The organism is Aeromonas crassostreae, from assembly GCF_054052445.1.
This window is the reverse complement of sequence record NZ_JBSTYM010000012.1, coordinates 122,414-134,617: the sequence shown is the minus strand read 5'-3', so window position 1 is coordinate 134,617 and position 12,204 is coordinate 122,414. Positions and strand designations below refer to the sequence as shown.

At 63.2% G+C, this 12,204-nt stretch carries 10 protein-coding genes and 1 riboswitch; of the genes, 3 read left to right on the top strand and 7 right to left on the bottom strand.

Features of this window, described 5'->3' with window-relative positions; translation table 11 throughout:
- Positions 1–397 precede the first annotated feature (397 nt).
- Entirely contained in the window at positions 398–889 is a 492-nt protein-coding gene (locus tag ACW5W4_RS11600) for an RNA recognition motif domain-containing protein (protein ID WP_456689454.1), read from the top strand.
- A 4-nt stretch (positions 890–893) separates the two neighbouring features.
- Here ACW5W4_RS11600 and murI read toward each other — a convergent pair whose 3' ends face one another.
- The gene (murI, locus tag ACW5W4_RS11595) at positions 894–1,685 is read right to left on the bottom strand and encodes a glutamate racemase (protein ID WP_408795922.1); all 792 of its coding nucleotides are present in this window, start codon (positions 1,683–1,685) and stop codon (positions 894–896) included.
- A 106-nt stretch (positions 1,686–1,791) separates the two neighbouring features.
- A complete protein-coding gene (locus tag ACW5W4_RS11590; protein WP_456689453.1) occupies positions 1,792–3,627 on the bottom strand; it encodes a TonB-dependent receptor domain-containing protein in 1,836 nt (611 codons plus the stop codon).
- Between the two features lie 52 nt (positions 3,628–3,679).
- Positions 3,680–3,857: riboswitch (cobalamin riboswitch) on the bottom strand.
- Positions 3,858–4,067: 210 nt separating this feature from the next.
- Here ACW5W4_RS11590 and purE point away from each other — a divergent pair.
- Positions 4,068–4,577 carry a 5-(carboxyamino)imidazole ribonucleotide mutase gene (gene purE, locus ACW5W4_RS11585; RefSeq protein WP_456689452.1) on the top strand — a complete coding sequence of 170 codons (510 nt, stop codon included), beginning with the start codon at positions 4,068–4,070 and terminating at the stop codon, positions 4,575–4,577.
- On the top strand, positions 4,574–5,698 hold the full coding sequence (locus ACW5W4_RS11580; protein WP_456689451.1) for a 5-(carboxyamino)imidazole ribonucleotide synthase: 1,125 nt from the start codon (positions 4,574–4,576) through the stop codon (positions 5,696–5,698). The genes purE and ACW5W4_RS11580 overlap by 4 nt, the downstream gene beginning before the upstream one ends.
- Before the next feature lie 70 nt (positions 5,699–5,768).
- Here ACW5W4_RS11580 and ACW5W4_RS11575 read toward each other — a convergent pair whose 3' ends face one another.
- The 5 genes from ACW5W4_RS11575 to ACW5W4_RS11555 all read right to left on the bottom strand — a co-directional run bounded on the left by ACW5W4_RS11575 (position 5,769) and on the right by ACW5W4_RS11555 (position 12,165).
- Positions 5,769–6,965 (bottom strand): L-lactate MFS transporter, encoded by a 1,197-nt coding sequence (locus tag ACW5W4_RS11575; RefSeq protein WP_456689450.1) that lies wholly within the window; start codon positions 6,963–6,965, stop codon positions 5,769–5,771.
- Positions 6,966–7,074: 109 nt separating this feature from the next.
- Complete coding sequence (locus ACW5W4_RS11570) at positions 7,075–7,818, bottom strand: LytR/AlgR family response regulator transcription factor (RefSeq protein WP_456689449.1); 744 nt, start codon at positions 7,816–7,818, stop codon at positions 7,075–7,077.
- A gap of 129 nt (positions 7,819–7,947) precedes the next feature.
- Positions 7,948–9,621 carry a LytS/YhcK type 5TM receptor domain-containing protein gene (locus ACW5W4_RS11565; protein WP_456689448.1) on the bottom strand — a complete coding sequence of 558 codons (1,674 nt, stop codon included), beginning with the start codon at positions 9,619–9,621 and terminating at the stop codon, positions 7,948–7,950.
- A 230-nt stretch (positions 9,622–9,851) separates the two neighbouring features.
- Entirely contained in the window at positions 9,852–11,420 is a 1,569-nt protein-coding gene (locus ACW5W4_RS11560) for an MFS transporter (RefSeq protein WP_456689447.1), read from the bottom strand.
- A complete protein-coding gene (locus ACW5W4_RS11555) occupies positions 11,413–12,165 on the bottom strand; it encodes a pirin family protein (RefSeq protein WP_456689446.1) in 753 nt (250 codons plus the stop codon). Before ACW5W4_RS11555 ends, ACW5W4_RS11560 begins: the two co-directional genes overlap by 8 nt.
- Between the last annotated feature and the right edge of the window lie 39 nt (positions 12,166–12,204).

The following is a 12,204-nucleotide window of genomic DNA, read 5'->3' as shown; positions in this document are numbered from 1 at the left end:
CTCGAAAGTCAAGCGGTTGTTTTCGCTTTTCTTTCGGCGCCCACTTCGCTAGGAAGCTGGCTCATCAGGTTGGCGTAGTCCGCCGTGCTGGTAGGGGCGCATTATAGGGATGGCGCGCGGCCAGGCAAGAGATTTTTTGAAGAAAATCACATAAATGGCAGTACATTCAATTAGAAACAGCTTACCCCGAACATATATACAGGTTTATCCACAGAAGCGTGATTTATGCCCCGTTTAGCGACCATTAAAGTAGGCAGGAGGCCGCGAGTGGCATCATACTTGAGCGGAAATATCTGTACCGAGTGGCCGTGGTGGCGTCATCCAGGAAAGCTGGTTACCATGGTGGTGAATATAGTGTTGCACCTTTTTTGCTTTCATTTACAAAAGGTCTTTAAAGATGAATTTATCCAAGTTTCCCGTTTATATGCAGGCTGCGGTGCTGGCCCTGATATTGGCATTGATTGGTTATCTGGTTGCCCAAGCGCTGCAGTTCTCTTTGAAAGTCGAGGTGATCTTCGCCGTCGGCTTGGCGATTGGTGGCTTCATAGTTCCCCTGTGCCTGAAGAAGGCCCCCGCAACCGCGGCGGCCAACGGCGCCCCGCAAGAGACGTGCACCTTATATGTAGGCAACCTGCCTTATCGTGCCAACGAGATCGCCGTGCGCGAGCTGTTTGCCGAGCAGGGCCAGGTGATCTCTGTACGCTTGATGAAGGACAAGGCGACTGGCAAGCGCCGGGGATTTGGTTTTGTCGAGATGCCTGCCGCCGATGCGGCCAAGGCCATCGCCGCGCTCAATGACAAGGAGTATCAGCAGCGCACCCTCAAGGTCCGTGAGGCCAATGACAAGCGAGACAAGGAAGAGACCGAGACGAACGACGTCGACGCCTGATCGCTCAGCCCATCACCTCGGTTAAGGTAGACAGCCCCCAAGCTTGCAAGGGGGCTGTCAGTTTTTTGGCCTCCTCATCCAGCCGTGTGCAGTAGGCATGGGCCTGGGGAATCCCGACACTCTCTGTCATGTCGTGGCTGGCCAGCAGATGGGACACCCGCTTGGCAACCGCCGCCCCCGAGTCCACCAGCCGGCAGCCGGGCATGAGGCGTTGGATCTCGTTATCGAGCAGAGGAAAGTGGGTGCAACCCAGCACCAGGGTGTCCGGACGCTCCTCCCCCGTCAGCCAGTCCGCCAGCACAGCTTGCAGCAGCGCCATATCGACCGCCTTCCCCGCCAGTTTCTGCTCGGCTTCTACGACGAGTTCAGTGGTGCCCTTGAGCAGCACCCGCTTGCCGGGGGCAAACTGGGCGATCAGTTCATGGGTATAGGGGCGGGCCACCGTGCCCGGTGTGGCCAGCAGGCCGATGCAGCCGTTGCGGGTCAGGGCAGCGGCGGGCTTGATGGCGGGTACCACCCCCACCACCGGGATTGAGAGCGCGCCGCGCAGCGCCGGCAGGGCCAGGGTGCTGGCGGTGTTGCAGGCGATCACCACCAGATCGATGGCGTGCTCGGCCACCATACGGCTCACCAGGCCGACACAGGCCTGGATCAGGGCAGGTTCGCTCAGCTCACCGTAGGGGAAGTTGGCGTTGTCGAAGCAGTAATAGTAGTTATGGTTCGGCAGTGACTGACGGATCTCGCGATAGACGCTCAGCCCTCCCATACCAGAATCGAACACCAGAATATTAGCCACCTGCACCCCCTCACGCTGCGAGGGGGGGATCATACTCCCGCCCCCCGCCAATAGAAAAGGCCCTGCTCATGGCAGGGCCTGTTTTTCGCGAGCGGTTGCCTCGGGATCAGAACTTGTAGTCTGCCGTCAGGCGGAACTCGGTGCCCGGCCCCGGATAATCGACCGCGGACTCGTACTGCTTGTCCAGCAGGTTGTCGATGCGGCCACCCAGGGTCAGCTGGGGCGTCGCCACATAGGTGGCTCCCAGGTTCAGCAGGGTGTAAGAGCCCAGCTCGACCTGCTCGGCCGGCCAGCTGCTGAAATCCTTGTCGTCACGCTTGCCGGTATAGATGAGCTCGCTCGACCAGTTGACCGGGCCAGTCTGCACCTGTGCCAGCCAGCCGGCCTTGTGCTTGGCACGACGCACCAGCTGACGGTCGTCGTCGTTCTTGTCCTTGGCACGGGTATAGTCGTAGCTGAACTCGTGATGGACCGGGCCGGTTTCCAGCCCCAGCGCCACTTCCACGCCGCGGATATCGGCATCCGTGTTGTCCGGCTTGCAGCTGGAGAAGGCACTCTGGCAGGCGATCAGGTTCTGGATCTGGTTGCGATACAGGTTCAGCGACCAGTCCCAGCCGGTGTAACGGCCGGAGAAGTCCAGCTCCAGGTTCTTGCTCTCTTCCGGTTTCAGGTCCGGATTCTCATAGCCCGGATAGTAGAGATCGAGGAAGGTCGGCGCCTTGAAGCCGGTGCCATAGCTCAGTCGCACATTGTGGCTGTCATCTATGTCCAGGCCGGTGGCCGCAGACCAGGTGTTGTGACGCCCGTACTGTTCGTTGTCATCGGTGCGACCGGACAGCTCCATCAGCAGGGCCTGCCAGCGATAGCTGCCGACGGCAAACAACCCCTTGTTGTCCCGATCCGGGGCATCATAGGCCTGGCCGCTGGCCCGGGAGTCCGACTTCAGCTGTTCCTGCTGCCAGTCGGCACCGCCGGTCAGGGTCAGTCCCTCGACACCACTCCAGCTGCTCAGCCAGGAGAAGCGGGTCAGCCCGGTATGAATGGGGCTGGCAGAAGATTCGCCCTGGCTCTCCAGCCAGTTCTTCAGCTTGTTCTCGCCATAGCTGGCCTCGAGCCTGCTGTTGAAGTGTTCGGCCTGATACTTGACGGCGCCATCATACTGAAACGCCTGCACCCGGCTCTGATCAGAGCCCAGATAGGGATCGTCCATCTCGGTCTGGTTGTCATAACCCTGGGCGTTGATGTCGGCGCTCCAGGCCTGATTGAAGGCGTGGTTGAAGCCCAGCTGACCATTGAGGCTGTCGAAGCCATCCCGATCCGGCTGATTGGCCGCGGCCACCACGTCGTAACCGTCGGTGCGCTCGTAACCGATCATCAGATTGGCGTCCGTGCCGGCCCCCAGCGCCTGCACGCTGCGCAGCTGCCCCTGGCCATAACCATGGCTGCCCACCCCACCCTTCAGGTGAGTCTCGCTGCCATGTTTGGCGGAGGTCTGGGTGATCAGGTTGATGACGCCACCTATGGCATCGGAGCCATACACGGCCGCGCGCGGGCCGCGTATGTATTCGATGCGCTCGATATTGCCAAGGGGGATCTGGCTGAGGTCCGGGGCACCGGTCACCATGGCGGCGATGGGACGGCCATTGACCAGCACCAGGGAGTGGTTGGAGTTGGTGCCGCGGATGAAGAGGCTGCTCTGATGGCCACGACCACCCAGGGTGGTGATCTGTACCCCCGGCAGGGTCTTGAGCAGATCCGGCAGGCTCTGCACCTGACGGGCCTCGATCTCGGCGCGCTCGATCACCACGACGGGCGCGAGTACGGCACTGGCGGGCTGTTCGACCCGATTGGCGGTCACCACCATGGTGGGGTTGACGGGGATGGTGGTCTGGGCGAAGGCGGCCGTCGGCAACAGGGCGGCCACCCATAATTTCTTGGACATCACAGATCCTTAAGTTCGCGTAAGTATCTATTCCTTATGCCGGTTTCTCTCGGCGGGAATACGAACTTTGGCAGGTCTTCGGGCTCGGGGGCTGATGGCCTACGGCGACGGCTTCCCACCTGACGGCAGTGCCCTGATGTCGCTTCGTTCCCCCTTACCGCTGCGCGCCAGCTCCGGATTCTCACCGGATTCCCTTTTAAGCATGATGCGCCAAAGCGGGGGGATTATAGGCAGAGCCAGATTGGATGTATAGCCATCTGGATTGCTGTTATCGTTTTTTCCCAACAGATGGTGCCGAGTGGCACAGATGTTGCCCCACCCCGCTGCCGCCACCCCTGTTGCCGACCATCAGAAGGGGTCAGGAACAAGAAATGTTGAGCCAGATCCCACGGCTTTTTGGTAACATGCGGCAAACGTTTGACACCCCCGAGGAAGCCGTAATGACGACCCCCCCAATGATCGGCCTGGTAATGGGCTCCGACTCTGACTGGCCCGTGATGCAGGCAGCCGCCCGCATCCTCAAGGAGCACGGCGTGCCCTATGAGGCGCGCGTCGTCTCTGCCCATCGCACCCCGGATCTCTTGTTCGAATATGCCGCCAGTGCCCGCGAACGCGGCCTGCGCGCCATCATCGCCGGGGCCGGTGGCGCCGCCCACCTGCCGGGCATGCTGGCCGCCAAGACCACCATTCCGGTGCTGGGCGTGCCCATCCCCACCCGTCAGCTCAAGGGGATGGACTCCCTGCTCTCCATCGTGCAGATGCCCAAGGGGGTGCCGGTCGCCACCTTCGCCATCGGCGAGGCGGGCGCCGCCAACGCCGGTCTGTTTGCCGTCTCCCTGCTCTCCGTTGCCCAGGATGGCGACGCCCCTCGCTATCACCAGCAGCTCGAGGGCTTTCGCGCCAAGGAGCGGGATCGGGTGCTGGCCCTGCAACTGGAGGACCCGGCATGATACTGCCCCCCGCCACCCTGGGCATGCTGGGCGGCGGCCAACTCGGCCGCTACTTCGTGATGTCGGCCCATCGCCTCGGCTATCAGGTCATCGTGCTGGATCCGGATCCCGCCAGCATCGCCGGTGCGGCCGCCGACGATCAGATAGTGGCCGCCTATGACGACGCCGAGGCCCTGCGCGAGCTGGCCAGCCGCTGTGACGCCATCACCTGCGAGTTCGAAAACGTGCCCGCCGCCTCCCTGGCCCTACTGGAGCAACACAAGCCGGTGCGCCCGGCCGCGAGCGCCGTGCGTGTCTGCCAGGACAGACGGGAAGAGAAAGCCTTCCTGACCCGCGCCGGCGTGCCGGTCGCCCCGAACCTGACCCTGCTGCCGGGCGAGCCGCTGCCCGCCCTGCCCAGCGACCTCTTCCCCGCCATCCTCAAGACCGCCCGCGAGGGCTACGATGGCAAGGGGCAGTGGACTATCCACAATGCGGGCGAATTGCCAGCGGCCCTGACCGCCAGCGGCGTCCCCTGCGTGCTGGAGAAGCGCCTGCCGCTGGAGGGGGAGTTTGCCCTCACCCTGGCCCGCAGTCCGAGCGGTGCCATCAGTGCCCTCCCCCTGGTGCAGAACTGGCACAGCGGCGGCATCCTGGATCAGACCCGCTCCCCGGCCAATGTGCCCGCCCTGGAGCGCGAGGCCCAGCGCATCGCCGAGCACATCATCGCCGCCCTCGACTATGTGGGCGTGCTGACGGTGGAGTTCTTCCTGGTCGGCGGCAAGCTGCTGGTCAACGAGATGGCGCCCCGCCCCCACAACTCCGGCCACCCCAGCATCGACAACGCCGGTTGCAGCCAGTTCGAGCTGCAGGTGCGCGCCCTGTGCGATCTGCCGCTGCCGGCCCAGGCTGAGGTTCAGCCCGCCATCCTGCTCAACCTGCTCGGGGATCTGTGGCAAGACGGCACGCCGGACTGGGCCGGCGCCCTGGCCCTGCCCGGCGTGCACCTGCACCTCTACGGCAAGGGCGAGGCCCGCCCCGGCCGCAAGATGGGCCACGTCACCGTCACCGGCACCGACTGGCCGACGGTCGAGGCCACCGCGCACCAGCTGCGCGCACTGCTGGGCCTGCCTCCGCGCTAAGCGTCGCTGGTACCAACGAAAAGCCCCGGGCCTTGGCCCGGGTCTTCTTTTTACCGCAATGGGGACCAGATCAGCCCCGATCCGCCGCCACAGCAACCGGGGCCGGCAGCCGTATGGTGAGGGAGAGCACCAGGGCCACCACCAGCAACACCAGAATGAGGTTGAAAGTCGCCATAAAGCCGCCGAACAGGGAGGCGACGATAGAGCCTATGATGCTGCCCAGACCGAAGCCCAGATAGATGACGCCGTAGTTCTTGGTCAGGTTGTTGAGGCCGAAGAAGTCGCTCACCAGGGAGGGGTAGACGGTGATGGTGCCGCCGAAGCTGAAGGCCACGCAGGCCACCGCCACGAAGAAGAGGTTGGCGTTGAGGGGCACGAACAGCAGCAGCACCATGCCTGCGAGGGTGATCAGCTGGGCTATGGTGATGACCCGGATGCGGGACATCTTGTCGGAGAGAATGCCCAGCACCAGACGACCCCCCAGGTTGGCCATGGCGATGATGGCGACGGCGTTGGCGGCGACTACCGCAGGCAGACCCACCATCTTCTCGCCGATGTCCTTGGCCACGCCGATGATATAGAGGCCGCTCATGCAGGCGGTGAGGAACATCAGCGCCAGCATCCAGTACTGGGGCTTGCGCATGGCCTCGGCCAGGGTGAAGTCGCGGCTCTCGGTCTGCTGCACGGAAGCGGCCTGCCTGGGCGCATCCTTCATCAGCATGCCGCCCACCAGCACCATGGACATGGCGATCAGCCCCCACAGCTGGAAGGTCGCCTCCAGGCCGCTGCTGGAGAGCAGCAGCAGGTTGATGTACTTGAAGCCGAGGCTGCCGAGGCCATAGGCGCCGATGGAGCAGGCAGAGATGAGCCCCTTGCGCTCCGGGAACCACTTCACGCAGTTGGAGAGGGTCATCAGGTAGCCGGTACCGTCGGCGAAGCCCACCAGTATGCCGGCGCAGAGGTAGAGCATGGCCAGATTGCTGGCGTGGGCGGTGAGGAAGAAGCCGATGCCGAGCAGCACGCCGGCCCCCAGGGTGACGTTGCGCACCCCGAACCGCTCCTGCAGCTTGCCCGCCAGGGAGGAAGCCACCGCCAGGGAGAGGCTGAGCAGGCCGAAGGCGAAAGCCACCTGGCTCACCGGCTCGTCCAGCTTGTCGGAGAGCTGGGCGTTGAACAGGCTCCAGGTGTAAACGGATCCCAGTGCAAACTGGGTGATGATGGTCCCCAACAGGGTGAGGTAGCGGGTGCGATTCAGCTCTCTGGTCATGATGCGTCTCGGTCGATGGCCTTAAGGAAACTGGGGCCACTATAGGCAAGACGCCGCTCCCGCCGACCGATTAGGGCATGAAATGCAGATCGGCGGGAATGAATGACAATCAGAGCCGCATCAGCTGACGGAATGCCTTGATGTTGCTGCGACTGACCGGCACCTCGAACGGCAGATCATGGAGCCGGATGAGATAGGTGCTGTTGAACCAGGGCACTATCTCGCGGATCTTGTTGATGTTGACGCAGTAGGAGCGATGGCAACGGAAGAACCCCTCGGCAGGCAACCGGCTGACGAACTCGCTGAGGGCCATGGTCATCACGTAACGATCGGTGCGGGTGTAGACATGAGTCAGCTTCTCGTCCGCTTCCGCGTAGTAAATCTGCTCGCAGGGGGTGACGATGATGCGCTCCCCCTTCACCAGGTTGATGGTGCGATTGTGCGGGCTGCTCCCCTCGCCGCTCGCCTCCCCCGTGGTGGCTGGCTGCGACTTGCCCGCATGCTCGAGCTTCTGCAGCAGATTGATGAGGCGCGGCTCGTTGTAGGGCTTGAGGATATAGTCGAACGCCTCCAGCTCGAACGCCTCTACCGCGAACTCCTTGTAGGCGGTGACGAAGACGATGTGGGGCGGATGGCTCGACTTGTGCAGGTTCTTGGCCAGCAGCAGACCGTCGATGGAGGGGATCTGGATATCCAGGAACACCACGTCCACCTCGTGATCCTGCAGGTATTTGAACGCCTCCAGCCCATCCTCGAAGCTCGCCACTATCTCTATCTGGCTGTGCTGGTTCACCAGATAGACCAGCTCCTCGCGAGCCAGGTATTCGTCTTCCACTATGATGGCTTTCAGCATGACATTGCCCCCTGAGGGAACGCAGGAGAGGCCAGCTTCTCCCGCATCAAACATTCATCTTCGACAGTAATGGCTTTCAGCATGGCTGCCCCTCTCGCGTCATGGCGTTCTTCTCAATATTGATGGCAGTCAGCATGGCATCGCCTCCTGGTCCGGCAGATAGAAACAAACTTCGGTCCCCGGCTCCAGCCGCTTGAGGTGCAGGCCGTCGCCATAGAGCAGCTTGACCCGCTGATGCACGTTCATCAGGCCTATGCTGCGGCTCTCCACCCGGCCGGCGGCCACCCCGTCGATCACCGCCTGGCTGATGCCGTAACCCGTGTCGCGCACCGATACCCGGATGCCGCCCGCCAGCTGCTTCACCTCGATACTGACCCGGCCCGGTGCGCTGCGGGGCTGGATGCCGTGCAGGATGGCGTTCTCCACCAGGGGCTGCAACAGCAGGCTCGGCACCTGGATGTGCACGTCGTCCACCTCGAACACCACCTCCAGCTTGTCGCCAAAGCGGGCCTGCTCGATGGCCACGTAGTCGCGCACCTGCTGCAGCTCCTCCTGGATGTCGATGAGGGTATCCCCCTTGTTGAGGTTGTAACGCAGGTAGTCAGCCAGGTTCGCGATGAGCTGGCGTGCCTGCTGGGGCCGGATGCGGATCAGCGACGAGATGGCGTTGAGGGCATTGAACAGGAAGTGGGGGTTGATCTTGCTCTGCAACGCGGTGAACTCCGCCTTGCGAGTCATCTCTTTCAACTGCTCGATGCGCGATACCTCCATCTGGGTGGAGATGAGCTGGGAGAGGCCCACCGCCATCTCTCGCAGGGAGCTGGTGATGCTGTGGGTGCGGCGGTAGTAGATCTTGAGGGTGCCGCTGACGGCGCCGTTCTCCCGCAGTGGAATAATGATGACCGAGTGAAAATCGGCCAGGTGATACTGGCGCAGATCGTTGTTGATGATGATCTGGTCCAGCAGCACCGCCCTGTGGGTCATGTCGCTGATGGCGTGGTGTTCGTCCAGCTCGTAATAATCCTTGCCCACCCCCACGTAGGCCAGCACGTCCCGGGTATCTGTGATGGCCACCGCATCGGCATGGATCTCGCGCCTGATCACGTCACACACCTGGTTCAGGGAGTGGCGATCGACCTTCTGGAAAAACGGCAGCGTCTTGTTGGCGATATCCAGCGCCAGCTTGGCCTGCTTGGCGGCAATCAGCTCCTTCTCGTCGTCCAGATCCTGCACCAGCCTGATGATGAGGCCGATGCAGAGGGTGCCCGCGATCATGGGATAAGCAATATGACTGACAATTTCCACTCCTACCGCGTGGGGCTCTGTCAGTTGCCAGATAAGCAGCATGGTCAGCCCCTCGCAGGCCATGCCCGCCAATATGCCGTAAAGCCAGAGTCGCGACTTGCGGCAGCGCAGGTGCAGCCAGGTCGCCAGCAGACCGGCGATGATGCTGGCAATCAGGCAGGGGATCGAGGTGTGGCCATCCATGTCGATGAGATAGCGGTGCAGCCCCGAGATGACCCCGGCCGGGATGCCGACCCAGGGGCCAAACAGGATGCCGCCGGAGATGATGGCGATGATCCGCACGTTGATCAGCGCCCCCTCCACCGGAATGCCGGTGTAGGTGCTGAACACCGCAAACAGGCCGAAGATGGCCGCCACCAGCACCAGCTCCGCCGGGGTGTGATCCCGCTTCTGGAACAGGCGCTGGAAGGGCCGGGTGCGGGTGAGGAGGAAGAGCGTCATCAACATCAGCGCCGCCCGCTCGAACACCGCCAACAACATCATCTGATTTTCGAGCATGAATACCTCGGGAGCCGCCAGGGCAGGCTGCTTACTATAGGGATGGGGAGGCGGGATGCCGCTGACCGGGATCAAGGGGAAGCCAGTTCCCGCCCTGCAGAAATGAACAGGCCCCGCTCGGGGGAACGGGGCCTGGCATCAGGCGACTCAATACCTGAGTTGATAGTTGACGGCAAGGGGGCGGCCACCCCCCTGATAGTCAACCATCTCGGTCGGGCCATAGTGGCCGTTTAGCCAGCCGCGTGATAGTGATCGACCCGGACCTCGTGGCACAGGGCGCGGATCTGCGCCTGCAACTGTGCCTCTTCGTCGGTGACCCGCTCATGCTGGCGCAGGTGATCGAGCCAGGAGGGGAGCACGAAGGTTTCGATGAAATCCCGACTCTCCTGATCGCGGAACAGATGCCACTCACGGCCCCCATCACGGCGACGGGTTTCGCCGAGCTGGTGCAGCAATTTCCGGAAGGCCTCCTCCTGATCGCTCATGACTTGATAGCGCACCTGGATCATCACGGGGCCATCCTGCTGGTGAGCCGGATCCACCTCTGCCGGCTCGGGCCAGTGGCGGCTTGGCTGCAATGACCGCTCGCCCGCATCCAGCCGCACCCGGGTGGTGAAGGGGATCAGCAGCAGCATGCCGACGGCCGCCGCCAGCAGGGCGGTGGTCACGCCAAAATGGCTGGCTACCTGACCCCAACTGAGGGAGCCCAGCGCCATGGCACCGGAGAAGACGGTCAGGTAGAGCGAGAGACCGCGGGCGCGCACCCAGTCAGGCAGTGCCCCCTGGGCGGCGATCATCAGGCTCGACAAAGTGGCAATCCAGCTGGCGCCCGCCAGCAGTCCAGCCAGCAGGGCCAGTGGCGCAGACTTGGAGGTCGCCAATACCAGCAGCACCAAGGCGGTACCGACGGAGCCCAGCATCACTATGTAGTGGCCCGAGAGGCGGCGGCGCAGGCGTGGCAGCAACAGGGCACCGAGCACGGCGCCGATACCGACGCTGGCGGTCAGGGCGCCATAGAGGGTGGCATCCCCGTTGAGTTGCAGACGTGCGACCAGTGGCAGCATGGCCCAGTAGGCGCTGGCGAACAGGAAGAAGGCGGCGGAACGCAGCAGCACGCCGATCAGTGCCGGGCTGCGGCGGGCATAGCGCAGCCCCGCCACCATGGCGGGCAACACCCGTTCGGCCGGTAGTCGATTGCTCGTACCACTTTCACCCCGCCACCACCAAAGGGCGGCCAGGATGGCCAGGAAGCTGACCGCATTGAGCAGGAAGGGCATCGCCATGCCGATCTGGGCGATCAGCAGGCCGGCCAGCGCCGGGCCGATGGCACGGCTGATGTTGATCCCCATGCTGTTGAGGGCAATACCGGCTTGCAGCTCTTTACGCTCCAGCAGGCTTGGCACGATCGCTTGCCAGGCCGGCGCCAGGAAGGCGGCGCCGCAACCGAGCAGGAAGGTGATGAGCAGCAGGCCATGGCTGCTGATCCCGCCCCCCTGCACCTGGAAGGCCAGGAAGGCTGCCGCCAGCAGCATCATGGCGTTCACCACCAGCAGCAGGCGGCGTCGGTCGAGGATGTCGGCCATGGCGCCGGCCGGCAGTGCCAGCAGGAACACCGGCAGGGTGGTCATGGCCTGCACGGCGGCGATCATACCCGGATTGGGGTCCAGGCAGGTCATCAACCAGCCGGCACCCACGTCGTGCATCCAGGTGCCGACATTGGAAAACAGGGTCGCCAGCCAGAGCACCAGAAAGGCGCGCTGCCGAAACGGCGCCCAGGGGGAGACGGTCTGGTTAGCCACGGTAGCGTTCATCCATGCGTTGCATCTCGATGATGATGACGTGGCCATGACCACTGGGGGCCTTCATGCGCAGGGTGGCCGGGCCGGTCACCTCCAGCGAGTCGCGTTCGGCCAGGGAGGTCATCCCTTCCAGCGCCACGCCTCCCTCCATGCAACTGACATAGGCCTGACGCCCCTCGGCCAGCTCGAACACCACCTCGGCATCGTTGCGGGTCAGTTCGGTGACATGGAAGTTGACGTCCTGGTTGAGGTGCAGCGGGGTATCCAGGCCGCCGTGCAGCGGGCTGACCAGGTGCAGCAGACGGTTCTCCCGCTCGCTGGCGGCAGGCTTGGCGCTGCCGTAGCGGATCGCCAGCCCCTGGGCCGGCGGCAGGATCCAGATCTGCATGAAACGGGTCCACTCATCGTGCTTGTTGAGCTCGGAGTGGGTCAAGCCGGTGCCGGCGGTGATGGCCTGGATATGGCCACGCTCAAGTACCTCTTCTTCGTCGGTGACGCTGTCCCAATGGGTCAGCTTGCCGTGCAGCAGGTAGCTGACGATCTCCATGTCACGGTGCGGGTGCTGGTCGAAGCCGCTGTGTGGCTGTACGTCATCGTCGTTGACCACCCGCAGCGCACCGTAGTGGATGTTTTCCGGGTCATGGTAGTTGGCAAACGAGAAGTGGAAGTAGGTGTTGGCAGGGTGATATTCACTGGCCGGCAAATAGTGAAGCTGGTCGGCCGGGCGCTTGATGAATTGAGTCATGTAATGCTCCGGTTAAGAGGGCGCCGCCAGTGCGGCGCC